Below are 26,349 nucleotides of genomic sequence, written 5' to 3' on the forward strand. Positions count from 1 at the left end.
GGTTAAGATCCACAAAACCGCCTTATCCTGTGTTTCATGACTGAAATGAAAGCGACCAAAACCCTCAAGATTCGAGTGCGAGACAAGCACGCAGCGCAGCTGCGTGAAGCGTCTCGTGCTGTGAATTTTGTGTGGAACTACGTAAACGAGTTGAGCAGTCGCTCGATTCGTGAGCGTGGTCGTTTTCTGTCGGCGTTCGACATTCACAAGTACACCAACGGGGCCGGCAAAGACCTGGGACTGCACAGCCAATCGGTGCAGGCTGTTGCCGACGAATATGTCACACGGCGCAAGCAGTTCAAAAAGCACCAGCTCCGCTGGCGCTGCTCGGGCGGCGCTCGGCGCAGCCTGGGCTGGGTGCCCCTCAAGGCCGGCGCTGCTGTCTGGAAAAACGGCCAGGTCGTCTTCAACAAACAGCACTTCAAGGTCTGGGACAGCTACGGCCTGGCGGGTTTTAAATTCAGATCCGGTAGCTTCAACGAGGACAGCCGTGGACGCTGGTATTTCAACGTCGTGGTCGAGGTCGACCGGCAGTTATCGCCAGGCCAGGACGCGGTGGGTATCGACCTCGGACTGAAAACCACGGCCACCTGCAGCGACGGTGATCGCCTTGAAAGCGGCAGGTTCTACCGGGATCTGGAGAGCGCCCTGGGCACGGCCCAGCGCGCCGGCAAGAAAGCCCGTGTACGGGCGATTCACGCCAAAATTGCGAACCGCCGCAAGGATTGCCTGCATAAGTTCAGCAACGCGCTGGTCGCGCGTTGTGGCGTCATTGTGGTGGGCGATGTGAACTCACTGAAACTCGCGAAAACCAGGATGGCCAAGTCAGTGCTGGACGCCGGCTGGGGTCAATTGAAAACCATGCTGGAATACAAATGCGATCACGCAGGCACGGTTTTCAAGGTTGTTAGCGAGAGAAACACCACCCAAACCTGTTCGAGCTGCAAGCAATTGCCGGACTCGAGGCCGAGAGGTATCGCAGGGCTTGGAATAAGGGAATGGACTTGTTGTGGGTGTGGTGTCACCCACGACCGCGACGTCAACGCCGCAAAGAACATTCTCGCGCTCGGGCATGAGCGTCCAATTGTGGGAATCCCCGCCCTTTAGGGCGGGGAGGATGTCAAGGCTAACAGCGGGCGACTGATGTTTCAGTTAAGGCTGGAGAATGCGCTTAAAGAATACTGGCTAATTGCTAACTAGTGGCCTGTAACCGCAGGGAGGCGGTTACAGAAAATCTTGAATTTCAGCGTTGTGGCCGACGCTGATAATGAACAGATTAACCCGGCATTCAGTGCCAACTAATCGGGCGCAGGCCCCGGCCTGTCTAGTTCGGCGTGGGGCATTGAATCGATGCCTTTAAAGATGGATTAGCGCGCTGATCAAGAGTGTGAAAAGTCTGGTAACAGGTTTTTCATTGAGCTGGATCCGTTGGATCGCTTAAAAAGCCACCCGCAAATCAGAATCGCTCAACATGGAAGTAAGCTTTTGCAGGATGCAGTTAAAGGACCTACTGCCGAGGTCCCGTTGTTTCGTCCCGAGGCCATGGCCTCGACGCAGGTGAACCGGTTCGGTCGCGTACTCATTCAGCAACCCTTGGGTTATACGGTTTCGGCGCTGCTGGCGGTGGCGTTGATTGCGCTGATCGCTGCATTCGCCTACTTCGGCACCTACACTCGAAAAGCGACAGTGACCGGTCTGCTGATGCCGGAGCAGGGCATCTTTCGCCTGGCTTCAAGCGGGGCGGGTTACATCGCCCAAGTCAAGGTAAAAGAAGGTCAGGCCGTTGAGCCAGGTGACGTTCTTTTTGTCGTCTCCGGCGAACGATTGAGCGCGGCCGGCGCGACTCAGCAACTAATCTCTGAACAACTTGACCAGCGCCAGTTATTGCTACAGCGCAACAGAACGCTGGCTGATGAACGAACTAATGGCCAGTTGCGCATGCTGGACGCGCGGCTGCGTTCTGTTGAGGAAGAGCAGGCTCGGTTGAGTGAAGAAGTGCAGTTGCTGGGGCGGCGCGTTGAACTCTCCCACGCCCACTTGAAGCGCCAACAGGAACTGGTGGCGGCCAATTTTATTTCGCTTGCCCAACTTCAGCAGAGCGAGGCGGACCTGCTCGCGCTGCAGGGGCAGCAGCAGAGCCTGAGACGTACCCAGGCCAATCTGCGGCGTGAACGCACGGACCTGCTGGCGCAGCGGCAGGACACCGAGCATCGTCATCAGGGCGAAATTTCCGACATTGACAGCAGCGTAGCCGTGATCCGCCAGGAACAGGCCGAAAACGAGGTGCGTGGCGAACAGATCATTGCTGCGCCGTTCAGTGGCGTGGTGACCGGCTTGAGTGTTCAGCCCGGCCAGCAGGTGGCGGCCGGCGCGTTGCTGGCCAGTGTCATCCCTCGCCAGGTCAAACTGGCTGCCCATGTCTATGTCGCGGCGCGTCAGGCTGGGTTTGTCGAGCCGGGGCAAACGGCGCTGATGCGTTATGCGGCCTATCCGTACCAGAAATTCGGATCGGCCCGTGCCACGGTGCAGGACATTGTCCGCAGCCCCTATGCCCTGCAGGAATTGCCCGCGCACATCGCCAGCGTGTTGCAAAGCGCAGAGGGGGCCACGCAATTGTTCTACCGCGTGAGCCTGGCTATCGAGGCGCAGGACCTGTTGGTCTACGGCCAGCGCCAGCCGCTGCAGGTGGGCATGCTGCTCGAAGCAGACATCATTCAGGACAAGCGCCGCATCTATGAGTGGGCTCTGGAGCCTATCTACTCAGTGACTGGAAAGTGGTCCACTCAATAAACAAGGATTGTCATGGTGCGTTTTATCGTTTCGGCGTGGCTGGTGCTGGTGGCCATGCCGGGTCTGGTGCAGGCCGATACCCGGCAACCGGTGATGGCCGTCGAGCACATTGCCGAGTACCGGCTGGCCAACGGGCTGACCGTCATCCTCGCCCCCGATAGCTCGGTCGGTACGCTTAACGTCGATCTGGTCTACCGAAGCGGCTCGCTGGCTGACCCGCAGGGCCGCAGCGGTACTGCACACCTGCTTGAACACCTGATGTTCAAAGGCACACCCCAGCGCAGCGGCGAACAACTGACCGATGGTTTGCGCCAGCGTGGCATCCAGTTCAATGCCACCACCAGCTACGATCGCACCCGCTACTCGGCGGTGCTGAGTGACGACCCTCAAGCACTGGATTACCTGCTGGCGCTGGAGGCCGAGCGCATGACGGCGCTGCGCTTCGAGCCTGCGGCCTTGCAGGCGGAAACCGAGGTTGTTCTGCGTGAAATGGAGCGTGCGCAGGGCCAGGCGTTACCGGCCTTGACTCAACAGTTGCTGGCCGCCAGTTGGCAGGACCAGGGCTATGGCCGTCCAGTGCTGGGGCACCGTGATGAACTGCGGCGCATCAGCCTGGATGAGTTACGCCGTTTTCACGCGCTTCATTACCACCCCGCCAATGCCGTTCTGGTGCTAACCGGCAAGTTCGACAGGGCGGCTGCACTGGCGACCATCGACCAGCATTTTGCGCCGCTGCGCTCAACAGCCGAGGCCCCCGCGCCGGTACTTGCCGAACCTGCGGCAGCGCAAGCCCCGGTCACGGTCGAGCTCAAACAGGGCAAGCAGTGGGTGGTTGCCTTGAGCTACCCACTGCCGGCCGCTGCCGACGAGCGCAACCTGGCTGTTTCGGTGCTGGCCGATGCGCTGGCGGGCGAGCCGCATGGCCGTCTTTATCAGGCACTGGTGGTGCCGGGGCATGCGAGTGCTGTGTATGCCGTGCAACAGGTCTTTGGCCGGGGTGGACACTACCTGTTCGGTGCGTTGCTGGAGCATGAAGCGTCCCGTGAGACGGTGCAGCGCATCTTGCTTGAGCAGGTCAAGTTGCTGGCGACCCAGCCGCTGTCTGCCGCCGAACTGCAGCGTTCGAAAACCGTGGCTGCGCACAGCAAAGCACAGTGGTTGAGCAATCCGGCGCTGTTGTCCAGCGTACTGGCAGAGTCGGCGGTGGCGGGCGGCTGGTCTCTGCCGTTCCAGCGCCTGGAGCGCCTGGCACAACTGGATGTGCAGACGGTGAGCGTGCAAAACCGGGCATTGCTGGCCGAGGCCGTGCCGGTGATCGGGCACCTGGCTGCCGGCAGCGGCGCAGCTGTGGCTGTAAGTGAGCCGCCGCCGCGCCCGGTCGCACCGGCCGCCAGCACCGCAGCCGCGACTGAACCGGCGCAGCCCTTGGCGGGCGTGGATGTGCCAGCGTTCAATCAACGCATCATGGCGATTGAAAACGGTATCACGCGTGGCAGCCTGAACAACGGCATGAAGGTGGCACTGCGACCGTTGCCGGGTTCTGCGCGACCGGTGCAGGGCACCCTGAACCTGCGCTTTGGCGATCTTGAAAGCCTGTGGGGCCAGCGTGCGGTGGCCGAACTGGCTGGCACCTTACTGATACGTGGCAGTCAGCATTCCAGCTATCAGCAGATCGTCGATCGGGTTAACCAGCTGGGCGCGGGCTTGTCTGTGGTGCCGCATGGCGGGGTACTGACGGTGCGTTTCCAGAGCCCGAAACAGAACCTGCCCGAGCTTCTGGCCCTGCTGGCCGAAGTGCTGCGCCAGCCGTCTTTTCCTGCCGAGGGTTTCGACCAGATCAAACGCCAGCGCCTGCAAGCCTTGCGCTCGCCCGCCGAGCCACCTGCGGCTGCCGCAAGCCGGGCATTGCGCCAGCACACTGAGCGTTACGCCCCCGGGGATATCCGCCACCATCCCGCGCCTGACCAGATGTATCAGGCGGTCGAGGCCGTCAGCCGCGATCAGGTACTGGCCTTCTACCAGAAATTCTACGGCACCCAGCACGGTGAACTGGCGCTCAGCGGCGACTTCGATGCCGAGCAGGTGCAGGCGCAACTGAACACCCTGTTTGGTGACTGGCTCAGCCAGGCTCCCTACCAGCGCATCGTCCCGCGTCATGAACCGGTCGCGGCGCTGCGTCAGCACGTGAAGTCCGATCCGGCACCGAGCGGGCATTTTATTGGCCGGCTGCATTTTGCCGCCAATGGCAGCGACGAAGACGCCGCCGCGCTGTTCGTCATCGAGCATATTCTGGGCCGTCATCCGCTGGCCTCGCGGCTGGGCAAGCGCCTGCGCGAGCGGGAGCAACTGAGCTACGACCTGCGCTCTTCAATCCGTATTCCGGCTGCCGGTGACGCCGCCTGGCTCAGCATCCAGGGTGACTACCCGGCCGGCCAGGGTGCCCGGCTGGCCGATATTGTTGCCGAGGAAGTACGGCTGCTGGCGACCAGTGGCATTTCCCAGGCCGAGCTGAGCCTGGCCAAACAGACCATTCTCGGCGAGCGCCAACGCGTGATGGCCGATGATCAGAGCATTCATAACCTGTTGGTCGGCCAGATGAGCGAAAACGTGACGCTGGCGGCCTGGGTGACACGCAACGACGCGTTTGCAGCGATGACCCAGGAGCAGGTCAACACGCTCGCCCGTCGTTACCTTGAAGTGCCCCGGATGACTGAAATCATGGCTGACGCCAAGCCTGAAAGTACCTCAAGCCATTGAACAGGCGATTGAATGTGTCCCTCTTATAAGGGTTTGATGACAGTTGGTCTTTTTCTGCTATTTGCCACGTTGTTGCAACTGGCTTATCGGTTGTTTTTACACCTGAACAAACGCCCTTATAACAGGCGTAAAACAGACCCGCTGGTGCTGATGGCGCAGATGATGCTGGCTTGGCTATTTGCCAATACGTGGGTCGGTCTGTTTCTTGATGAGTGACATAACCAGACCGTTTTCTGGTTTTTTGCAGCCGTGCCGGTTTTCAATATCAGCCGAGCCGGTTGCCTGTTTCAAAGACTGCAGCGGTCCAAGGTGTGCAATGGATCCTATGAAGATTAAGTATCAGGGCGTTGTTTTTCGTAGCGGAGGCACGAACGTAAATGGGTTTCTTTAGTGAGCTGCTGTTGACTGTGTTAGTGATGGGGTTGACCTATGGCGTGCTGTACGGTGGTTACCGGGCGTTGAAGGTTGTGACCGGGCGCCGGCAAGACAAGAAGTTGGGGCATATTGAAGCTATTGTTTTGATCGTATTGGCGGTTGTGATCGGCAATATGATTATGTCGTTGGCCGTTAAAGGCTGATTTAAACCAGAAAAGGGAATGTAATAATGCGTGAATTGTCCATGAAGGATATGCAGATGGTGGCCGGTGCAGTCGGCCCGGTGGGCGCGGCCATTGGCGCTGCCAGCGCAGCGTCGATGTACTACGGATACTCTGCTACCTCCGGTTCAGGAAGTATGGCCGGATTCGTGGGAAGCGTTGTTGCCGGTGGCGTTGCAGGCTTTTTCACCGGCCCCGCCGTGACCGGTGTTCTGCAGGGCGGGGCTGCCACGATCCTGGGTACCCAGGCCGGTTTCTATGGTGGCATGGCGGGAGGGATGGTCGAAAGCGGGATCAACTCGGCGGGCACCGACTATGCCGGTACAGGTTATCAGTAACAGCGTTGTCAATTGCTCGCGTCTGAAAGTAGCGACCCTCAGTGGATGAGCGTTGCTATTCATGACGCCTGACACGTGTGCTTGTTAATCCATCGCCCAGCGATGGTTAATGTGAGTTTAATTCGACCGTGAGAGTAGGGCGGTGGCCGGTTTATTAACCGGCCACCGCCTGTCAACGCCATCAATGAATATGAATTTTGGTTTGTCCGCTGCCGAGTTTGCCGCGCAGTATCAGGAAAAGAAGCCGCTGCTGATAAAGGGTGCCGTTGAACCTGGCCTGTTTGACTGGGATGAGGTCAATCAGATTTTCGAGCGTAGTGATGTGGCGTCCCATGACTTCAAGTTGTCCTGTGACGGTATCCGGCCCAAACATGAGTACGTCGAAAGTTACTGGGATATCGGGACGCTGCGTCAGCGTCTGATCAAACCGGTGGTCTATGATTATTTACGCCAGGGCGCAACCCTGATTGCCAACAAGATTGCCAATGAGCCGCGCATCAATCATTTTTCCCGGCAGGTTGCCCAGTTTACCGGCAGGCAAGTGGTCAACAGTGCCTACGCCGCGTTTGGCACCCGCGATTCGTTTCGGGCGCATTGGGATACCCGCGACGTATTTGCCATTCAACTGATTGGCCGCAAGCGCTGGATTGTTTACGAGCCGACATTTGCAGCGCCGCTGTTCACTCAGCAGAGCAAGGATTACGAGCATCTTTATCCGTGCCCGGAAACACCGTACATGGATTTTGTGATGGAAGCCGGTGATGTGTTTTATCTGCCGCGTGGCTGGTGGCATAACCCGCTGCCGCTGGGCGAGCCGACGTTTCATCTGGCGCTGGGAACCTTCCCGGCCTACACCATGGATTACCTTGGCTGGGTCATGCAGCAACTGCCGCAGTTCGTGCAGGCCAGGCAGTCATTAAGCGATTGGTCGAACGATCAGCCTGCACTGGCCGATGTGGGTCGGCTCATCGACGGATTCATCAAGGATCCCCACAACTACCAGCGCTTCATGGACGAGTTCACCGGGGCGCTGCGGGTTGAGTCGCCATTGGCCATCGAGGTGTTTGGCGATCCGGCCAACCTTCAGCTCGATGACCAGGCGCGCCTGCGTCTGAGTGCCCAGCGGGTTCAGGGGCTGGGTGAGGGTTATGTGATTGCCAACGGTGCCCGGCTGGTGCTGGACGAGCAGGGTGTGCAGCTGATTCGCTCGATCATCGAGCATCCCGGTATCAGCCTGGCGCAACTGCGCGCCGCCCATCACGGCACCGATGCCGCACGGTTGCACAGGCTGGTTGCCGATCTTTGCCAGCAGGATGTGCTGGAGCGTGTACGTGACTGACCGGGCGATCTCATGAAGGCTGTATTGCAAGCAGAAAGCCAGGAGTGTGGGCTGGCCTGTCTGGCAATGATCGCCAGTTACCACGGGCTGTACCTTGATTTGCAGGACTTGCGCCGACGCTTTTCGATTTCGCTCAAGGGCACCAACTTGGCGCAACTGGTGCGGTATGCGCAGAATCTGGACTTCAATTGCCGGCCCTTGCGGCTGGAGCTTGAGGAGATGGGCAAGCTGAGGCTGCCTTGTATCCTGCACTGGAACATGAACCACTTTGTGGTGCTGGAAAAGGTTCAGCGCAACCGTTTGCATGTTGTCGATCCGGCTGGCGGCAGGCGGGTACTGACGCTGGCCGAAGCCTCGCGGCACTTCACTGGCGTGGCCCTGGAACTGAGCCCGAATTCCACCTTCCAGCCTGCCGAGCGAAAACCGCGGATTCGTCTGCGTGATCTCACCGGGCGGGCAACCGGACTCAAGCGTGCGCTAGGCAACATCTTCATATTGGCGCTGGCGCTGGAGGTGGTGGCCTTGCTGGCCCCGCAGGTGACCCAGTGGGTGGTCGATGGTGCGCTGGTCTCGGCAGATCGCGATCTGTTGCTGCTCGCCGTGCTGGGTGGCTGCCTGCTGATGCTGATCGATTTTGTCCTGCGCATGGCGCGCGGCTGGATGGGCTTGCGGCTCAACCAGCAACTGACCTTGCAGTGGTCGGGCAACCTGTTCAGTCATTTGCTGCGGTTGCCCTGGCCATTTTTCGAGAAGCGCCAACTGGGCGACATCACCGCGCGCTTCCAGTCGCTGGCGGCCATTCGCGGGGTGCTGACCAACGGCGCGATCATGGTGGTGCTCGATGGTCTGGTGACACTCATTACCCTGGGCATGATGCTGCTCTACAGCACCACGCTCAGCGCCGTTGTACTGGTGGCCTTGCTGTTGTACGCCATCTTGCGGGCCGTGTTCTACCAGCCGCTGCGCACGGCCTCGGAAGAGCGCATCGTGCTGGCCGCCCGCGAGAACTCCTACTTTCTTGAAACGATCCGCGCGGCGCAGCCGCTCAAACTGTTCAATATCGCCTCACTGCGCCTGGCCACCTGGCAAAACCTGCTGGCCGATGTGCAGAACCGGGACGTCGCCACGCAGAGGCTGCTGCTGGTGTTCGCCAGCCTCAATACCCTGATCTTTGGCCTGGAAGGCATGTTGTTGCTCTATGTGGGCGGGATCGCGGTACTGGAGCGTGAGCTGTCGCTGGGCATGCTGCTGGCCTTTATTGCCTACAAGAGCCAGTTCACCAGCCGGGCCAGCCAACTGATCGATCTGGGCGTGGAGATCCGCATGTTGTCGTTGCATGCCGAACGGCTGGCGGACATCGCGCTGGAACCCGCCGAGCCGGAAAGCAACCTGGAAACCGACCTGATGCGCATCGAGCCGCGCCTGGAGCTGCGGGATGTGTCATTTCGTTATGCCGAGGGTGAACCCTGGGTGCTGCGTAACCTGTCGTTGAGCATCGACGCTGGCGACAGCGTGGCGATCGTCGGCCGCTCCGGGTGTGGCAAAAGTACGTTATTCAAGTTGCTGCTGGGGCTGTTGGTGCCTAACGAGGGCGATATTCTGGTTGGCGGTATTCCCGTGCGTCAGTTGGGACCGCAAGCGTTGCGAAACCTGGTGGGGGCGGTCATGCAGGAAGATCAACTGCTGGCCGGTTCCCTGGCGCAAAACATTGCCGCGTTCGATCCGGACGCGGATCAGCAGCGGGTCGAGGAGGCGGCGCGCCAGGCGCATATTCACCAGGCCATCATCAACATGCCAATGGGCTACCAGACGCTGGTCGCGGAAATGGGTAGCGGTCTTTCCGGTGGCCAGAAGCAACGCTTGCTGCTGGCCCGTGCGCTCTACAAGCAGCCACGTATTCTGGCCTTGGACGAGGCGACCAGCCACCTTGATCTGCACAGTGAGCAGCATGTCGTGCAGGCCTTGCACCAGATGCCGGTAACCCGAATCACCATTGCCCACCGCCGCGAGACGATCGCTTTTGCCAGGCGGCTGGTCTGCCTGGAAAACGGCAACGTGGTTGAGGACGTGCGTCTCGATCAGCAGCAGGCAATCAGCTGATGGCCGGGCTAGTCGCGCAGTGCCTGACCGTAAGCCTGATGATGCTGAGCTTGCCGCTGATGGCCCAGACCAGCGATCTGCTGGGCGTCTACCGCCAGGCGCTGGACAACGATGCGCAGTACGCTGCGGCCCAGGCGCAGCGGCGGGCCGGGCAGGAGCGTGAGCTACAGGGCCGGGCCGGCTTGCTGCCGCAGATATCCTTCGATGCCCAGACCAGTTGGAGCGAGACCGAGTATGAAGTGGTCAATGGCCGTCTGGAGCAGCGCCGCCAGAACCGCAGCTACGGCATTCAATTGGTGCAGCCGCTGTTTCGCTGGCAGAACTGGATCGAGTACCGCCAGGGCGGGCTGCACAAGGCGCTGGCCGAGCTACGCGCGCGCAGTGCCGAGCAGGCGTTGATTCTGCGAGTGGCGCAAGCCTACTTCGAGGTCTTGCATACTCAGGACGTGATTGCCGCCATGCTGCAGTTGCAGGCCGCTGATCTGGAACAACTGGCCAGTGCGCGCAAGAATTTCGAGCTGGGCAACGCCAATATCGTCGATGTGCATGAGGCGCAGATGAGCTACGACAGCACTCGCGCACAGTTGATCAAGGCCCGCAGCGATCTGGGCGTGGCGCGTCATGCGTTGGCGCGGCTGACTGGCCTGCCGGCGCAGGAACTCAGTGCGCTGGGCGAACAGATCAACCTGGTGTCGCCCGAACCGGGCGATGTCGAAACCTGGGTCCGGGCGGCCGAGCACAGCAGCCTTGAGGTGCAGATCCAGGAACTGACCACCGAAGTGGCTGAAAATGAAGTGCGCAGTCGCAAGGCAGAGCATCTGCCCAGCATCGACATGGTGCTTAGCCAGAACATGCAGCAGAACCCCAATGCCAACACCCAGCGCAGTGAGTCGGCGGCTATTGGCTTGCGGCTGAGCTTGCCGCTTTACAGCGGTGGGCGACTGACGTCCTCGGCACGCGAGGCCGTGGCGCTGCACCAGCAGGCTCAATACCAATTGCTCGATACCCGGCGCGCCGCTGCGCTGGCCACCCGTGAGGCCTGGGCGGGTGTGACCGATGGCATGGCGCAAATCAAGGCTCTGGAGGTGGCGCGGGTTTCGGCCCAGTCTGCGGTTGACTCCAATCGTTTGGGTTATCGCGTCGGGGTGCGCGTTGGTGCCGATGTGCTGGAGGTGCAGAGCCAGCTCAGCGAGATCGTGCGTCAGTTGGCGAAGGCCCGTTACGATGCCTTGCTTGCCCAGTTGCAACTCAAGGCGGCGATTGGTGCGCTGGGTGAAGGTGATCTGGCTGACATCAATGCCTTTTTGCAATGAACGCCAGTCTGATGTTCAAAGCACCAGAGCGGCCTGCGCACATCCGTACAAGCGCTGGCTGCTGGTTTCATGCCTACTGATGCAAAGTCTTGCCTTGCCCATCAGAGTCCGAACTCATGAACCGTAACGACCTGCGCCGTGTCGACCTCAACCTGCTGGTGATTTTTGAAGCGCTGATGTTCGAGCGCAACCTGACCCGGGTGGCGGAGAAGCTGTTCATTGGCCAGCCGGCGGTCAGTGCGGCGCTGGGACGTCTGCGCGATCTGTTCGATGATCCGTTGCTGCTGCGCAATGGCCGGGTCATGGAGCCGACGGCGCGGGCGCTGGATATTCTTCAGGAGATTCGGCCGGCGCTGGATACGATTTCCGGCGCCGTGAGCCGCGCCAAGGACTTCAACCCGGCCAGCAGCACCGAGGTGTTTCGCATCGGCCTGTCGGACGATGCCGAGTTCGGTCTGTTGCCGCCGCTGATGGCGCAGTTGCGCGAGGAGGCGCCGGGTATCGTCGTGGTGATCCGCCGGGCCAATTACCTGCTGTTGCCCGCGCTGCTGGCCTCGGGAGAAATCTCGGTGGGGGTGAGCTGGACCGTGGACCTGCCGGCCAACGCCAAGCGCAAGAAACTGCGTGACATCCCGTGCAAGGTGATTCGCGGCGATGCGCGGCCTGAGCCGCTGACTCTCGACGACTACTGCCGACGGCCGCATGCCATGGTGTCGTTCTCCGGGGACCTGTGCGGCAATATCGATATGGACCTGGCGCGGGTCGGCCGGACCCGCAAGGTGGTGCTGGCGGTGCCGCAGTTCCATGGTTTGCGCGCGCTGCTGGCCGGCACCGAGATGATTGCCACGGTGCCTGACTACGCCGCTTGCCCATTGGTCGAAGGCACTGCCCTGCGGGCTGAAGATCCGCCATTCCCGATCGATCCGGCCGAGTTGTCGATGGTCTGGAGCGGCGTCCATGACAACGACCCGGCCGAGCGCTGGTTGCGCGAGCGGATTGCCCACTATATGAGCAGGGCGCTGCCGATTGGTTGAGCGATATGCTGCTTATTCGGCGGTCTTGCTGGCGCAGCTTTTGCAGCAGCCAGTTATTACGCCGAACATCAAACTGGCCCAGGCAAAGGCTTTGGCCTGAACATGCTCAAGGCTGTGCTGGGCGGGCGGGGCAGTGAAGTGCGGAGTGGGTGAAGCGCCATCACTCCTACGGGCCGCTTCAGGGTGCCAGGGCAATGAACGACCCTGGCTCCCTGAAGTTGCCTATGGCAGGAACTTTTGAGGAACGTAATTATAGCCGGTTACCTTGTACACCAAGAGCTTCTCGTTGGCGGCAAAGCTTCGGGCGAGTTGCTGGGTCGATGCCTGCCCGCCCTTGGCCACTTGATTGAAAATTGCGCCCATACTTTTTGGCTCGAAGTTGATGGTGACGGGGCCGAGAAAACCTTTGACAGGTTTGTTAATAATGGCTGCGAACTGTGCAGCGAAGGAATTGGCTCCGCCATTCGCCGAGTAGCAAGTGAGCAAGCGGATGTTGTCATATATCGTGGGGTCAATGTTTTTACCATTGAGAATCTGCAGCAAGTCAGATGCTGAGCGCTCGGCATTATTCCAGACGGCCATGGTCGGTTTGAGTGCCAGCTCCTCGGCTTTTGTCAGGTCTCTACCATGGACGACAATATTCAGCCGATTGGCACTCTTGTAAGTGTCAACAAAGGTATAGAGTTCGTTATTGACCTGCCTCAGCGTCTTCATCGTACCGCCCATGGTGACGATTTTTCCGGAGGATGCAGTGCCACTCTTAACCGCACTGAGCACCCGGCGCTCCGAGTTCATGGCAGCGCCCATTCCCGAAGCACCGGCGTAACGGCTGACTTTGCTGACGGCGCCCAGCCCGGTCAGCGCGCCCGCTATTCCGGTGGCAAGTGACAGCACTCCAAGTGCTTTGGCAGCCTGTGGGTCGCGTTCCAACAGCAGCGCCGCCGCGATACCGAACGCGCCCGAGGTGATTTCCAGGCCCAGTGCGGCAATGGCAAAACCCGATCCCAGACCGCCAGTGGCCAGGCTGAGCCCGACCCCGATTGCCATATTCATGCCGGCCTGCACGACTTTGTTCTGCGCCAGTGCCTCGTGGGTCACTGTGCGGTAGTGCGTGAGCTCCTCATAGTGTCCGGTGGGGTCACTGAAGTTCACCGGGTCGTTGCTGCAATAGGCATAGCCATTGGGGCCACCGTCACCGAACGGGCTGAGGCTGTCAGGGGTCTGGAACGCTTGCAGGGCAGTGTTGTAGACCCGGGCGCCGTTGCCCAGCAAATAGTGGCCGGTGGGCCTGTCCAGCGGCTGGCCATTGAAGCCCAGCCAGTGGCGTTGGGTTTTATCGTCGGGGCGGTAGCCGAAGGGCGTGTAGCTGAACAGGGTCAGGGCCTTGGGACTGGCGGTCAGATCGTAACTGGCGATAACTGAACCTGAGGCATTCTTGAGCTCGAAACTGCGCGTGGTGATATCGCTGCCGCCCTGCGGCTTGAGCGTCTGCAGCATCAGGACGCAGGCTGGGCTCTGGTTGGCCAGCAGCGAGAAGCGGTTGTGGTAAAGGTTTTTGATCATCACCCAGCCTTTGCGGGCATATTGCTGATCGTCACGGTAGTAAAAGCTGTCCTCGCAATCGTTGCCATAGCACGACCGTAATTTGCCTTCCTGGTCATACAGATAGTTGTATTCGCTGAACCCACCGTCGGTACGGAACATCTGGCTCAGTAGCCCGCTGCTGTTGTAGTCCAGCGTATAGCCTGATTCGTTCTTCTTCAGTCGCCCCAAGGCATCGTAATCGAGCTTGGCGGTGGCGATGCCTGCTGCGCTATGGCTGATCGAACGGAGTTGGGTCTGATCAACTGTATCGCAGGTGTAGGTGGCCGTGTCCTGGCCGCCGTCAAAGACACTGACGCAGCTGCTGATGTTGCCCAGCGTCGTATAGGTGAAGGTTTGCTTGCTGAGCTTTTTGCCATGCACATCCACCGGCCGTTGCGTGCCGCTGCATTGATACACCGCCAACTGGCCAATGGGGGTGTAAGTAAAGCTTTCCTGGGAGGTTTCGGTGCCGTCACGCAGGACCTTGACGCTGGCCAGCCGGCCATCGGCGTCGAACGCCTGGCGCACAACCAGGGTCGACAACCCGCTGGCGCTGAATGTGCGTTCGGTTTCGCGGTCCTGGGCATCGTACTTGTAGGTGATGGTCATGGAGGTCTTGCCGACCTCGTCGGTGACAGTTTCCTCAGTCAGGCGCTCATTAGTGTCGTAGCTCAGGCGGGTGCTGACCCCCGGTGCCGAGGTCTTGACCAGGCGGCCGAGCAGATCATGGCTGTAGAGGGTCTTGTTGCCGAAGTCGTCGCGGTGCTCCAGCAGCAAGCCGCGCATGGAAAACACCGAGGTCGCGTTTGTGGTTGTTCCGCCACGGTCGGTGGTCGTCAGGTTGACGCCGGTAGTCGCGGCGTCATACCCGCGCTGGGTGCTGACCTGACCGGCAAGGTTGACCGGTGGGGGAACGGGGCTGGCAAGCAGGCCCCAGTCGTTGCTGCCGTTATAGCTGTAGGTTTTCTTGCGGCCGGCCACTTGTTCGGCAGTGACCCGTTCGAGGCCGTCGAAGGTGCGGCTGCCCCATTCATAATTGAACGTGTCCGCCGGTTTGCTGATCACCAGGCGTGATGCCTGGGCCGAGGCGATGTGCGCCGGGTACTCGATAATGCGCTCGATACCTTCGCTGCTCAGCTTGACCAACCGGTCGAAGCTGTCCCAGGCAAATTGCTGGACCGAGCCCTTGAGTGGGGTTTGCCTGATGACCCGTCCGGCGTTGTCGTACAGGTATTGCAGTGACTGATATTCGCTGCCACTTGCATCGCGCCAGGCCTGTTTTTCAATGCGCCCCAGTGCGTTGTAGTGGGTGGTCTGGCTGAGGTAGGACGCAGCCTGATACTGCTGTTTCTCCACCATGCTCCGGGTGACGGGATCGTATTCGCGGTATTGCGCCATACCGCCCACCACCAGAGATTTGCAGGGCTGCCCCCAGTTATCGTAGAACTGCTCCAGTTGTCGTTTGACGATGGCAGTGGTTGCATCGGCGGCGGGTTGGTAATCGTACTCGGTGGTGAGCTTTTCCCGGCCCAGACCATCGTAGCTTGTGCTCGATAGCTGTTTCCAGGCCACGCCGGCGGCATTCGAGCGGCGCGCCTCGGTGCTGGCGATGCGGTTGTGGGCGTCACGGATTTCACGGTATTGCTCGCCCCCCGCAAAGGTCGTGATGACCGCGGGGCAGCCTTTGCTCAGCGAATACTCATAGCGGGTCTGTTTGGCACTGGTGGCTTCTTGTTCCTGTTCTTGCTTGCTGAGCATCTGGCCATAGACATCGTAACTGTAGGCCACGCTATTGCCCTTCTGGTCCCTGGAGACCAGCAGTTGCTGGGTGCGCATGGAGTGCGTGACTTCGCTCGTGTCCTGGGTTTTTTCGGACGACTCGAAGGTTGTGGTGGTGGTCAGCTTGTCGCCTTGCAGCGTATAGGCGTAGCGGGTTTTCTGGATGGACAAGGCAATGTCTTGGCCGGTCGAATCGAGCAGCCGCTGGCTCAGGGATTTTATCCGGCCGAACGAGTCTGTATCGGTCTGGGTGTAGTACTCGGTTTCCTGAACAACCAGGCAGCTGTTACGCCAGTTCTTCAGACGGATACCGTCGTCGGACTGTGGGTCATGGATGACCAGTTTCAGCGAAGGTTTTACGGCGCCGCCCCGGACTGTAGTGCTTTTTACCGGGATTTCGGTATAGCCATAATAAGTCCAGCTCAGCTCTACCCGTTTGCCATCCACCATCCGGTAGCATTTTTCCGACTCCACATTGACCCGAAAGTAGTTGGGGTCGCCGGGGTGGCTGATGCTGACCGGCAAGTTATAGAGATATTTGCCGCCATCGGTCGGCACCGGCTCGCGTATGACTGTGCGCTCCTCCAGTGTGCCCCAGGTCATTCCCTGTTTGCCGAACAGCTGCATCGCCCAACCAGCCGGGTGACCGTAGTCTATCCAGAACCCAAGTTTTCCATGGAAGCCCGAAGTGTCCGAGTAGGTGGATGTGTTGGTGACGATGGTCGAGTCAACAGACTGACCCTTGTAGTAGGTGTACTCGGTGGTGACGTCGCCTTGCACTTGCTTGATCAGGTTGCCGGCGGCCTCGTAGACCTGCAGCTCGGTTTCGGTTCGCTGCGCGCCGCCTTTGCTGTAGGTGGTCAGGGTTTGCTGGCTGTACTGCTGGGCTTTGCTATCGAACTCTCGTTTGAATTGCCGGGTTGTGACGCAATCGCCCTGGCTGGTGAGCTGTTTGCTCAACACGTCGTTGATGTCGTACTGCAGCTCGTTCACCAATGTGGTGCCGTCGAAGGTTCTGGTCTGCCTGGCGGAGCTGGAGGTGAAGGTGTAGTCCTCCACCAGGTCCGATGAGGCATTGCTGCCGCTCAGGCTGTAGCGCGCAATACGACCGTCTGCCGTGTAGCTGATGGTCTCTTTCAAACCACGTGAGGACTCGATGGCAGTGAGTTGCTTGTTGGTGTACGTGAACTCCTGGGATTCGGCGGCGCTTGCGTTGAACCATTCATGCCTGACCAGGCGGTTGTCTTTGAGGTAAAGGTTGCAGCGTTTGACCGGCTCTTTGTCGGGGTATTCGGTGAAGTCGAGGGTATCGAGTTCGACTTCCTTGCCGGCGAATGTGGTCTTCTTCTTGAGTACCGCGGTCCTCAGTAATACCTGACGGTCATCCGCGACTTCGCTCAGGGTCACGTTCTGGCCGCTTCTTTCTGGCAACCCTTCATGTAACAAGATGCCGGGATCTATTCGCCATTTTAGGTACAGAGAGTGGCCCAGGCTGTTGGTGATCTGCGTAGGTAGTACATAAAGCGCCGAGCCGACACTCGGGGCCTCCTGGTCAGGCGCGGGTTCAAAGGCTTGGGTCATGCATTCTACGGTTCCATCCTTATGGATGATCTTTGCCTGCGCCTCAATCCCGTGAGTCGCTCTGAAGGTACTGAAACTGCTGATATAAAGACCTGGCATTGGCGAGTAGGGCACCAATACCTGCTCGACGGTGATGGCCTCGCCGCTGTACATGTGTAATTTAAGTACGCCGCCGGCATAGAGCGCGAAGTAACTGAAACGTGGCGCCCAGCCACCTTTGGTGAATGCGACATCGGGTGAATAGTAGTAATTGAGCGGCAGTACCGGGCCCATGCCGGCATTGCCGATCAGCGTGGTAATGGGCAGAAAGGCATTGAATTCGCCGGTCTGGATATTACCGCCATTATTCTCGGGGGCGCTGGTATTGAAAATAGCCTGGTGGCCCAGCATTAAGGGATAGCTACAGCCGTGCAGGCTGTACTCGATAGACAGAATATTGTCAGTGTTGAGAACCGTATTTTTGTTATAGACCGTGTTGAGTATGGTCAGCGTCTTGTTGGGAATGTCGAGGCTGACCAGGTTGCCCTTCTCCAGGGTGGAAGATAACGAGCCAAAGTTTCCCTGTATTCTCAGTCCGGTGTTCCTGGGTAACTGGTCAAGCTGCTTCAGAAGTATCTTTTCCATGATCTGCTCCGCAACCCGATTGGCTGCCCTGCTTCTTGTCCTTGAGAATTGCTGGCCCGTAAGAGGGTGTCTACAAAATGGTTGCACTCGGCAATGCTGCGTTGAAATCGACCTGGATCGCCAGCCCGGTCAAAATGCTCATGTACTTATGCACACTGCGCTTTTTCGCCCGTTTCGCCTTGTCTTGCCTTCGTTCGCCTATTTTGTAAGCACCCTCTAAGCCCATACCCTGTGAGTTTCAGGCGTCAGGCGCGGGGGTGTCTGCTAGCAGAGTTATTGGGTGGCCAGGGTTGCAGGAGGCTTCGCACTCATTGTGTTAGCGCGGGGAGGGAGGGGAGGTCGAGCGTTGCGCCCAGGATTTAAGCTGGCTGTTGCAGCATCGCGCCTTTGATCAGCAGCGTTTCAAAGCATTAACTGTAACGACCTGCGTCGTTGCCGATCAATCCGGCCGAGTTGTTGATGGTCTGGAGCGGCGACCATGACAACGACCCGGCCGAGCGCTGGCTGCGCGAGCGGATTGCCCACTACCTGAGCCGGGCGCTGCCGATTGGCTGATTGATGCGCTGCTTAATCGGCGATCTTGCTGGCGGAGCTTTGCAGCAGCCAGTTCTTGCGCTGCGGCATCAGTAGACCCTCAAGGACCGACACACGGTGGTCACGTTGTGAAATACGCTCTTGCTCGAACACCTCGTTGATCATGCTCAGCAGGTTGCGTGACTCGGTGACCGAAGCCGGAGTCTGCAGGTCACGGGTCAGGTCGCCATTGACGTAGGTGCGGACCCGCTCGTTCTGGGTGGACTGTTGAGTGGCGCTGGCCTCGATCAGCCTGCCCTTATGGTAAGCGATGCGGGTGCTGCTGCTGGCCTGGTCATTGATCTCGTAGTAGCGATAGTTCTGAGATTCACGCTCGCTGCTCAAGGTCAGCGCGACCAGTGGATTGAGGCTCTGGTGGTAAGACGCCTTGAGTGCGCTTTGCTGTTGTTGCTGTACATCCAGCTCCAGCGGTTTTTCATCGTTGACGCTGCTGGTTTGCGAAACAGTGTAGCTAAAGCGCTCGGCTTCCAGCGGCCGCATCGGGTTGTTGTAGCGCTCGGTCTCGTTAATCGAGGCGCTGAAGTCGGCCAGGCCGCTGAGCAAGGTGCGGTCCTTCTCGCTCAGCCGATCTTCGGCTGCTGCGCTGCGCTGGTCGTCAGCGCTGTTGAGCTGAACGAAGGCGTCCTTGAACAGGCTGATCAGATCCTTGTCACCCTGGCCGCGTTTTTGTGCGGCATCGAACTGTTCAAGGTAGCTGTTGATCGCTGACTGGCGCTGAGTGACGTTGCCGAGCAACTGAAGGTTGCTGGCATCAAGCTCCAGTTTCAGCTCGCCACTGGGACCTTGCAGGCTGACGCTGCGGGATTTTTCATCCAGGCGCAATTCGAAAAGCTGGTCGCCGTCCGGGGTCTGTAATTTGGCATTGAGCTGCAGTGAGGTGAACAGCTTTGGATCTAGTTGGGTCAGTTCGCCCAATTGCAGTTTGGGCGGCACTTGGCTCAGGCCATCAATGGCGGACTGGAAAGAACTGGCCAGAGCGCTGAGGCCCTTGAGTTCGCTTGCGCTCAGCTCACCGCCCAGTACCTCGGCATTGACCGCCAGGCCTTGATCGTTACTGGCCAGAGACAACTGCACCGTGGCGCCGGAAGCGGTTGTCAGACTAAACGTCAGGCTATTGTTCGGGTGTGCGCGTAGATCGTCCTGTAGCGGCTTGAGTGCAGCAGGTCCGCTGATCTCGGATCCAGAGGCAAACACGGATTGGGAAATGGCTTTACCGCCATTGGCTGCCAGTTGTTCAAGCAACGCCGCGCCCAAACCCTGAAAACGGGCACCGTTCGGGCCTGATTTGAGTTGCGCAAGTATCAGGGCGCTGAGCGAGTCTGTGGCATCCGCTTCCCAGCTGTAATGGGTTTGCGCACCAGGCATTTGGCCCTGACGTGAATAGGTCTGCGAGTCACTGACACTGTTGTCCTGGCCGAGGATGACGCTGGTCGCCGGCAGGCTGGTATCGGCCGAAGTCTGGCCGGCGGGCTGCACGGGCAGTGTGGTGCTCAGCTGGGTTTTGTACAGCGGGCTCAGCGGGGTGAGGCCTGTAATAGCGTTCATAAACGGCTTCCAATGTCGTTATGCGCAGGTTATCGGCCGTACAACGGAAATCAGTAGCGATATCTGAGGATTTGTATCGGGTCTGTAGCCAACACAGCACATGCATCCAATTCTCGTCTGGCAATCAGCGGCACCATCGCACTCTCATCGAAGCCGGGCTTGAGCAGTTCGACGCCCGCTTCTCAATCCGTGCCTTGGAGCGCCGAGCATGTCCGACACCCTTCACCCCGACGCAGCGGCGGGCGAGTCAGCTCGTGAAGTCGTGACCCTGGTGATCCGCCACCGGATCAAGACCGGCCTGGAAGTGCAGTACGAACAGTGGTTGCGGCGCATTGTCAGCATTGCCGCCGAGCAGCAGGGCCATCTGGGCGTGGATGTGATGCGTGGGCGCAGCGACGGGCTGCAGACCTTTACCTCGGTTTTGCGCTTTGCTTGCACTCAGAGCCTGCAGCAATGGCTGGACTCGCAGCAGCGGCGCGAGCTGGTGCGTGAGGCCGAGCCGATGCTGGCCGATGGCGATCAGACTCAGGTCACGGCCCATAACGAATTCTGGTTCAACTCAAGCGTTGAAGAGGCGCGCCAGCCGCCGCGCTGGAAACAGGCGGTGGTGTCTTACCTGGTGATTCTGCCGTTGAGCCTGCTGGTGCCGCTGCTGTGGGGGCCGGTGCTGGGCCTGAGCCCGCTGCTGTCAGGTTATGTGATGAGCAACGTGCTGATCACCCTGACCATTGTCCTGTTGGTGGTGTATCTGATGATGCCTGCCGCCACGCGATTGTTCGCTGCCTGGCTGAATGCTCCAGCCTCAGACAAAGGGAGTAACTGATCCATGAGTGATGACAACAACACCGATCTGCAGCGCCGGCGCTTTATCGCCAACAGCTCGTTGCTCAGCGCTGCCGCGGCGATCCTCCCGGCCTTTTCCTTCGCCGGCCAGGCCGGCACTTCTCAATCTTCAGTCAAAGGTACTGCTATGAATACTGTCGAGCTGATCCTGTTCAACGGCAAATTCCACACCGTCGACCGCGAAAAGCCCCAGGCCAGCGCGGTAGCGATCAGCGCCGGGCGTTTCGTGGCCGTTGGCAGCGAGGCCGAAGTCATGGCCCTGCGCGGCAGCGCCACTCAGGTCATCGACCTCAAGGGCCGTACGGTGATTCCGGGGCTTAACGACTCGCACTTGCACCTGATCCGTGGCGGCCTGAATTACAACCTGGAACTGCGCTGGGAAGGCGTGCCATCGGTGGCCGACGCACTGCGCATGCTCAAGGACCAGGCCGCGCGCACGCCCACCCCGCAGTGGGTACGCGTGGTCGGTGGCTGGAACGAATTCCAGTTCGCTGAAAAACGCATGCCGACCCTGGAAGAAATCAACCAGGCCGCCCCGGACACCCCGGTGTTTCTGCTGCACCTTTACGATCGCGCCTTGCTCAATCGTGCCGCGTTGCGGGTCGCCGGTTACACCCGCGATACGCCGAACCCGCCGGGTGGCGAGATCGTGCGTGACAGCAGCGGTAACCCGACCGGCATGCTGGTCGCCAAACCCAACGCAATGATTCTCTACGCGACGCTGGCCAAGGGGCCGAAGCTGCCACTGGAGTATCAGGTCAACTCGACCCGTCAGTTCATGCGCGAACTCAACCGGCTGGGCATCACCAGTTGCATCGATGCCGGTGGTGGTTTCCAGAACTACCCCGATGACTACCAGGTGATCGAGCAACTGAACAAAGACAATCAGTTGACGGTGCGCATCGCTTATAACCTGTTCACCCAGAAGCCCAAGGAAGAACTGGCCGACTTCAAGAATTGGACCAGTTCGGTGAAGCTTCACCAGGGCAATGACTTCCTGCGGCACAACGGGGCAGGGGAGATGCTGACGTTCTCCGCCGCCGACTTCGAAGACTTCCGCGAGCCGCGCCCGGACCTGGTCCCGGACATGGAAAGCGATCTGGAACCGGTGGTGCGCCATCTGGTCGAGCAGCGCTGGCCGTTCCGCCTGCATGCCACCTATGACGAATCGATCAGCCGCATGCTGGATGTGTTCGAGAAGGTCAATCGTGAGATCCCGTTCAACGGCCTGCCATGGTTCTTCGACCATTGCGAAACCATCACCCCGCGCAACATCGAGCGCGTGCGGGCGCTGGGCGGCGGCATCGCGATCCAGGACCGTATGGCTTTCCAGGGCGAGTACTTCGTCGAGCGTTACGGCGCCAAGGCCGCCGAGGCCACGCCGCCGATCAAGCGCATGCTCGCTGAAGGCGTACCGGTGGGCGCCGGCACCGATGCCACCCGGGTATCGAGCTACAATCCCTGGACCTCGCTGTACTGGATGGTTAGCGGTCGCACGGTGGGCGGGCTGGAGCTGTACCCGGAAGGTTTGCCGCGTGCGACCGCGCTTGAGCTGTTTACCCACGGCAGCGCCTGGTTCTCTTCCGAGCAAGGCAAGAAAGGTCAGATTCGCGTCGGTCAACTGGCTGACCTGGTGGCACTGTCGGCAGACTTCTTCAGCGTCGATCAGGAAGCCATCAAATGGATCGAGTCGGTGCTGACGGTGGTCGACGGCAAGGTGGTGTACGGCGCCGACGACTTCGAGCCGCTGGCACCCAAACCTATTGCGGTGCTGCCAGACTGGTCGCCCGTGGCCAAGGTTCAGGGCCACTGGCGCCCGTCCTCACCGGTACTGGCAGCGGTTCACCAGTGCAGTGGTCCGTGCGCCGTGCATTCCCATAGCCATGAAAAAGCCCGCCTCTCCAATGCCCCGGTCAGCGACTTCCAGGGGTTCTGGGGCGCGTTTGGCTGTTCGTGCTTTGCGTTCTGATTCTGCCTGTTCTGATGTGTGTCACCTGCGTGCAACCGCCGGGTCGTCCTGACCCGGCTTTACTCGAAAAATGGAGTCAATCATGAGCACTAACCCGTACAAGCGTTTGAACAAAGATGATGCTGTCGTACTGCTGATCGACCACCAGACCGGCCTGATTTCTCTGGTCCAGGATTTCTCGCCGAACGAGTTCAAGAACAATGTGCTGGCCCTTGGCGATCTGGCGAAATTCTTCAACCTGCCCACCATCCTGACCACCAGCTTTGAGCAAGGCCCGAACGGCCCGTTGGTGCCAGAGCTCAAAGAGCAGTTCCCGGATGCGCCGTACATCGCCCGTCCCGGCCAGATCAACGCCTGGGACAACGAAGACTTCGTCAAGGCGGTAAAAGCCACGGGTCGCAAGCAACTGATCATCGCCGGGGTGGTGACCGATGTCTGTGTCGCGTTCCCGACCCTGTCGGCACTGGCTGAAGGCTTCGAAGTGTTTGTAGTGACCGACGCCTCCGGCACCTTCAACGAAACCGTGCAACAGGCTGCCTGGGCGCGCATGAGCGCTGCCGGTGCGCAACTGGTCAACTGGTTCGCAGTGGCCTGCGAGCTGCACCGCGACTGGCGCAACGACATCGAAGGGCTGGGTAACCTGTTGTCCCAGCGGATCCCCAACTACCGCAACCTGATCAACAGCTACAGCGCATTTACCCAGTAAGGCGACGCTGCTGCGCGATCCTGCGTAGCAGTGGTCGGGCGGCGATCCGCTTGAGCCGCGAACAAGGCTATTCGCGGCTCAAGCTGCTCTCGTTAAACAAAATGCAAGCTATTGATTTTTAATGGATATCTCCTAGGAGCGGTTTTAGCCGCGAAGGCTTCGCGGCTAAAGCCGCTCCTGCAAAGTCTCGTGTTTGCTGCGCGACAGTGCGGTGCCAGTCGATTCTCCAGTGGTTTGTAAAGATATGTAGTGACTTTAAAAAATCACTACATAACTGTTGACGCATGCCTTTCGATTAAGCATGATGAGGCCATCTCCCCGATCGGGAGTGCTGAAAAAGGTGTACAGAACAGGCCCGACAAGCCGTCGGGATGTTCCAGGATGTAGGCTGCCCACAAGGCAGATTGACGAAGATGACCCGGCCCGCGTCGTTACAGGACCAAGAGCTGGCGAACCGACTTCATGACGTGCTTGTGGCTGATCTGTTCCCGATCGCCCGTCGAGTTTTCGGCTTTCGCTATTTCGCCTCCCGGATTCGATGCTGTGTTGTAGCGGCTTCCCGTCAAGGCTACCTGCATTTCCTTCAAGTCCGAATGTCACCTGACGAATGCTGCGTACCGCAGTTTCCCGGTCATTCCAGAAGTGTCCGTAGTCGATGTATCAAGCCTATTGAACAGTGCACGAGCGAAGGAGCATCAACATGACTATCCACAACCTGACCATTGATGAGCTGGCTCGTCTGTTTGCCGCCCGTAAGGATACTCTCGACAGCCATATGCTGTGGGTTACCCATGGCGGTGAAGTGCGCCTGGATCCGATGAGGGCCTGTTCCGAAGAGCAGGAGTTCCGCGCCGCCCACCCGCAACTGTGTGTTGCACTGAAAATGTTCCGCCGTGGGCAAGGCTATGTTGGCAAGAAGGCTGCTGCGGACCTGTCGTTCGTTGAAGAGCAGCTGGGGCTGTTGCGTAACGAGTGGCACAAGGCTCATGCCCGTGCCCGGGTGGCCTGACAAAACCGTTTGAAACAGGCCAATTGAAACCGGTATGCAGTCTCTCGGGAGCCTGTGTACCGGTTTTTTGTGCTGCGTCGATCATCCGCAAATGGCCCGAAGAATCTGTCATGGGCGTGTTACATATTTCAGACAAGTTATTTCACTGAATATACAAGTTCTGCCGGGTGGTATAGGTTATGTATCAAAGAGCCAGTGGGTGGCGCTGATTTGGCCCACTGAGGTCTAGACCATTCCGCTGGCTCTTTTCTCATCTTGTGCCGGTCATCGATTGACGACCTCTTTTGAGGGCTGCTCCATGAACGCGTTACGCTGGTTATCACTGGCTTTGGTGTTAGCCTGCGCCAATGCAATGGCCGACTGGCGTGAAGCGCTCCCAAGTGCCCGGATGGTAGGAGCCGGCGACCTGCGGCTCTGGGGTTTCAATATCTACACCGCGCGCCTGTTCAGCCCGGTGGTGCCTTTTAAGGTGGGCGCGCCGTTGGCGCTGGAACTGACTTACCACCGCGCCATTTCACGCGATGATCTGATCCGCGTCAGCCTTGAGGAGATCCAGCAAACCTCAGGTGCACGGGTCAATGCCGAGCAGTTGGCCGTGTGGCGTAAGGAAATGCAGCAGGCATTCATTGATGTCGAACCCGGCATGACCATCACTGGCGTTTATGTGCCGGGACGCGAAGCACGCTTTTACCTTGGCAAGCGTTTGCTGCATGTCATTGGCGACGCTCAATTTGCCGAGGCGTTTTTCGCCATCTGGCTTGACCCTTCGACCAGTAACCCGGACCTGCGCGCCAAATTGTTGGGCAAGTCATAAGACCCGCGCTAATCAGCCGCCGGTCATATTCATGAAGCGCACCACCTGCACCTCATCGTCCAGGCGAAAATCATGGCTCCAGGGCTTGAGTTGCATCGCCTGAATAATCGCTTCGCGTAACACCTCGGGTTGCTCAGGGTGATCGCGCAGGACCTGTTTGAGATCAGCCGAATGCTCATTGCCCAGGCACAGTAACAGTCGGCCTTCGACGGTCAAGCGTACCCGGTTGCAGGTCGCGCAAAAATTATGGCTGTGCGGCGAGATAAAGCCGATCCGGATCTGCGGGGCTTCAGCCAGGCGCCAATAGCGCGACGGTCCTTGGGTCGAGTCGGTGGAGGGCAGCAGGGTATAGCGTTCGGCGATTCGCTCGCGGACCTGCTCGCTGGAGTAGAACGCCTCCTTGCGACTGTGCTCGCTGATTGCCCCCAAGGGCATCTCCTCGATAAAGGTGATGTCCAGTTGGCGGTCGATGGCGAAGGCCACCAGGTCGTTGATCTCGTGGTCATTGCGGCCGCGCATCACCACGCAATTGAGTTTGGTGTGGGTAAAGCCGGCGGCGTTGGCCGCATCGATGCCCTCGATCACCTGGTGCAGGTGGCCGGTGCGGGTCAGTTCGTGAAAGCGCTGTGCGTCGAGGCTGTCGAGGCTGACATTCAGGCGTTTGACCCCGGCCTTGAACAGCGGTGCTGCCAGCTTGCCCAGTTGCGAGCCGTTGGTGGTCAGGCACAGTTCGCGCAGGCCGGGCAGGGCGGCAATCCGCTCACACAGGCCCACGATGCCCTGGCGCACCAGTGGCTCACCACCGGTCAGGCGGATCTTGCGGGTGCCGAGCGCGACAAAGCCCTGAGCGACCTGAAACAACTCTTCAAGGCTCAGGATCTGCTGGCGCGGCAGAAACGTCATGTCTTCGGCCATGCAATACACACAGCGGAAATCGCAGCGATCTGTCACCGACAGTCGCAGGTAATCGACCTTGCGTGCAAAGCGGTCCATCAGGACGGAATCAGCCATTTCACCCTCACAACTCATGACAG

General features: G+C 59.4%; 18 protein-coding genes and 1 pseudogene. 16 read left to right on the top strand and 3 right to left on the bottom strand.

Annotated elements, in window-relative coordinates; genetic code table 11:
• Positions 1-45 precede the first annotated feature (45 nt).
• The 10 genes from NJC40_RS19215 to NJC40_RS19260 all read left to right on the top strand — a co-directional run bounded on the left by NJC40_RS19215 (position 46) and on the right by NJC40_RS19260 (position 12,267).
• Positions 46-1,107 (top strand): RNA-guided endonuclease InsQ/TnpB family protein, encoded by a 1,062-nt coding sequence (locus tag NJC40_RS19215; protein ID WP_492180392.1) that lies wholly within the window; start codon positions 46-48, stop codon positions 1,105-1,107.
• A 378-nt stretch (positions 1,108-1,485) separates the two neighbouring features.
• Positions 1,486-2,790, top strand: a complete 1,305-nt coding sequence (locus tag NJC40_RS19220; protein ID WP_253140930.1) for an HlyD family secretion protein — start codon at positions 1,486-1,488, stop codon at positions 2,788-2,790.
• Between the two features lie 12 nt (positions 2,791-2,802).
• Positions 2,803-5,547, top strand: a complete 2,745-nt coding sequence (locus NJC40_RS19225; RefSeq protein ID WP_253140929.1) for a M16 family metallopeptidase — start codon at positions 2,803-2,805, stop codon at positions 5,545-5,547.
• A gap of 12 nt (positions 5,548-5,559) precedes the next feature.
• Positions 5,560-5,763, top strand: coding sequence for a hypothetical protein (locus NJC40_RS19230; RefSeq protein WP_253140928.1), 204 nt, complete (start codon positions 5,560-5,562; stop codon positions 5,761-5,763).
• Between the two features lie 161 nt (positions 5,764-5,924).
• Positions 5,925-6,125 (top strand): hypothetical protein, encoded by a 201-nt coding sequence (locus tag NJC40_RS19235; protein ID WP_045490806.1) that lies wholly within the window; start codon positions 5,925-5,927, stop codon positions 6,123-6,125.
• 26 nt (positions 6,126-6,151) lie between these two features.
• Positions 6,152-6,481: a hypothetical protein gene (locus NJC40_RS19240; RefSeq protein ID WP_045490808.1), complete on the top strand. Its 330-nt coding sequence runs from the start codon at positions 6,152-6,154 to the stop codon at positions 6,479-6,481.
• 184 nt (positions 6,482-6,665) lie between these two features.
• Entirely contained in the window at positions 6,666-7,820 is a 1,155-nt protein-coding gene (locus NJC40_RS19245; RefSeq protein WP_253140927.1) for a JmjC domain-containing protein, read from the top strand.
• A gap of 12 nt (positions 7,821-7,832) precedes the next feature.
• Positions 7,833-9,920, top strand: a complete 2,088-nt coding sequence (locus NJC40_RS19250) for a peptidase domain-containing ABC transporter (RefSeq protein ID WP_253140926.1) — start codon at positions 7,833-7,835, stop codon at positions 9,918-9,920.
• Positions 9,920-11,233 carry a TolC family outer membrane protein gene (locus tag NJC40_RS19255; RefSeq protein WP_253140925.1) on the top strand — a complete coding sequence of 438 codons (1,314 nt, stop codon included), beginning with the start codon at positions 9,920-9,922 and terminating at the stop codon, positions 11,231-11,233. Before NJC40_RS19250 ends, NJC40_RS19255 begins: the two co-directional genes overlap by 1 nt.
• Positions 11,234-11,349: 116 nt before the next feature.
• Positions 11,350-12,267 carry a LysR substrate-binding domain-containing protein gene (locus NJC40_RS19260; protein ID WP_253112880.1) on the top strand — a complete coding sequence of 306 codons (918 nt, stop codon included), beginning with the start codon at positions 11,350-11,352 and terminating at the stop codon, positions 12,265-12,267.
• 222 nt (positions 12,268-12,489) lie between these two features.
• On the opposite strand, the gene NJC40_RS19265 is transcribed toward NJC40_RS19260, so the two are convergent.
• Positions 12,490-17,835 carry an RHS repeat-associated core domain-containing protein gene (locus tag NJC40_RS19265; protein ID WP_253140924.1) on the bottom strand — a complete coding sequence of 1,782 codons (5,346 nt, stop codon included), beginning with the start codon at positions 17,833-17,835 and terminating at the stop codon, positions 12,490-12,492.
• A 438-nt stretch (positions 17,836-18,273) separates the two neighbouring features.
• Between NJC40_RS19265 and NJC40_RS19270 the strand changes: the two are divergent.
• Positions 18,274-18,390 (top strand): annotated as a pseudogene (locus NJC40_RS19270) (LysR family transcriptional regulator); the annotation flags it as partial.
• 12 nt (positions 18,391-18,402) lie between these two features.
• On the opposite strand, the gene NJC40_RS19275 reads toward NJC40_RS19270, so the two are convergent.
• On the bottom strand, positions 18,403-19,974 hold the full coding sequence (locus NJC40_RS19275; RefSeq protein ID WP_253140923.1) for a hypothetical protein: 1,572 nt from the start codon (positions 19,972-19,974) through the stop codon (positions 18,403-18,405).
• Between the two features lie 208 nt (positions 19,975-20,182).
• On the opposite strand from NJC40_RS19275, the gene NJC40_RS19280 reads away from it, so the two are divergent.
• From NJC40_RS19280 to NJC40_RS19300, 5 genes are all read left to right on the top strand, one after another.
• Positions 20,183-20,797 (top strand): putative antibiotic biosynthesis monooxygenase, encoded by a 615-nt coding sequence (locus NJC40_RS19280; RefSeq protein ID WP_253140922.1) that lies wholly within the window; start codon positions 20,183-20,185, stop codon positions 20,795-20,797.
• A gap of 147 nt (positions 20,798-20,944) precedes the next feature.
• A complete protein-coding gene (locus tag NJC40_RS19285) occupies positions 20,945-22,786 on the top strand; it encodes an amidohydrolase (RefSeq protein ID WP_045494719.1) in 1,842 nt (613 codons plus the stop codon).
• An 82-nt stretch (positions 22,787-22,868) separates the two neighbouring features.
• Entirely contained in the window at positions 22,869-23,492 is a 624-nt protein-coding gene (gene ycaC, locus NJC40_RS19290) for an isochorismate family cysteine hydrolase YcaC (RefSeq protein ID WP_045490828.1), read from the top strand.
• A gap of 700 nt (positions 23,493-24,192) precedes the next feature.
• Positions 24,193-24,501, top strand: coding sequence for a hypothetical protein (locus NJC40_RS19295; RefSeq protein ID WP_045490830.1), 309 nt, complete (start codon positions 24,193-24,195; stop codon positions 24,499-24,501).
• A 298-nt stretch (positions 24,502-24,799) separates the two neighbouring features.
• Positions 24,800-25,315 carry a chalcone isomerase family protein gene (locus NJC40_RS19300; RefSeq protein ID WP_045490832.1) on the top strand — a complete coding sequence of 172 codons (516 nt, stop codon included), beginning with the start codon at positions 24,800-24,802 and terminating at the stop codon, positions 25,313-25,315.
• Positions 25,316-25,327: 12 nt separating this feature from the next.
• Here the strand turns inward: NJC40_RS19300 and moaA are convergent, their stop codons facing one another.
• Entirely contained in the window at positions 25,328-26,326 is a 999-nt protein-coding gene (gene moaA / locus NJC40_RS19305) for a GTP 3',8-cyclase MoaA (protein WP_045490834.1), read from the bottom strand.
• Positions 26,327-26,349: the final 23 nt, after the last annotated feature.

The organism is Pseudomonas sp. 21LCFQ02 (assembly GCF_024129895.2).
Taxonomy (GTDB): Bacteria; Pseudomonadota; Gammaproteobacteria; order Pseudomonadales; family Pseudomonadaceae; genus Aquipseudomonas.

Coding starts and splice junctions, on each gene's coding strand:
- NJC40_RS19215 (WP_492180392.1), top strand. CDS start 46: ATGAAAGCGACCAAAACCCTCAAGATTCGAGTGCGAGACAAGCACGCA.
- NJC40_RS19225 (WP_253140929.1), top strand. CDS start 2,803: ATGGTGCGTTTTATCGTTTCGGCGTGGCTGGTGCTGGTGGCCATGCCG.
- NJC40_RS19230 (WP_253140928.1), top strand. CDS start 5,560: ATGTGTCCCTCTTATAAGGGTTTGATGACAGTTGGTCTTTTTCTGCTA.
- NJC40_RS19235 (WP_045490806.1), top strand. CDS start 5,925: ATGGGTTTCTTTAGTGAGCTGCTGTTGACTGTGTTAGTGATGGGGTTG.
- NJC40_RS19240 (WP_045490808.1), top strand. CDS start 6,152: ATGCGTGAATTGTCCATGAAGGATATGCAGATGGTGGCCGGTGCAGTC.
- NJC40_RS19245 (WP_253140927.1), top strand. CDS start 6,666: ATGAATATGAATTTTGGTTTGTCCGCTGCCGAGTTTGCCGCGCAGTAT.
- NJC40_RS19250 (WP_253140926.1), top strand. CDS start 7,833: ATGAAGGCTGTATTGCAAGCAGAAAGCCAGGAGTGTGGGCTGGCCTGT.
- NJC40_RS19255 (WP_253140925.1), top strand. CDS start 9,920: ATGGCCGGGCTAGTCGCGCAGTGCCTGACCGTAAGCCTGATGATGCTG.
- NJC40_RS19260 (WP_253112880.1), top strand. CDS start 11,350: ATGAACCGTAACGACCTGCGCCGTGTCGACCTCAACCTGCTGGTGATT.
- NJC40_RS19265 (WP_253140924.1), bottom strand. CDS start 17,835: ATGGAAAAGATACTTCTGAAGCAGCTTGACCAGTTACCCAGGAACACC.
- NJC40_RS19275 (WP_253140923.1), bottom strand. CDS start 19,974: ATGAACGCTATTACAGGCCTCACCCCGCTGAGCCCGCTGTACAAAACC.
- NJC40_RS19280 (WP_253140922.1), top strand. CDS start 20,183: ATGTCCGACACCCTTCACCCCGACGCAGCGGCGGGCGAGTCAGCTCGT.
- NJC40_RS19285 (WP_045494719.1), top strand. CDS start 20,945: ATGAATACTGTCGAGCTGATCCTGTTCAACGGCAAATTCCACACCGTC.
- ycaC (WP_045490828.1), top strand. CDS start 22,869: ATGAGCACTAACCCGTACAAGCGTTTGAACAAAGATGATGCTGTCGTA.
- NJC40_RS19295 (WP_045490830.1), top strand. CDS start 24,193: ATGACTATCCACAACCTGACCATTGATGAGCTGGCTCGTCTGTTTGCC.
- NJC40_RS19300 (WP_045490832.1), top strand. CDS start 24,800: ATGAACGCGTTACGCTGGTTATCACTGGCTTTGGTGTTAGCCTGCGCC.
- moaA (WP_045490834.1), bottom strand. CDS start 26,326: ATGGCTGATTCCGTCCTGATGGACCGCTTTGCACGCAAGGTCGATTAC.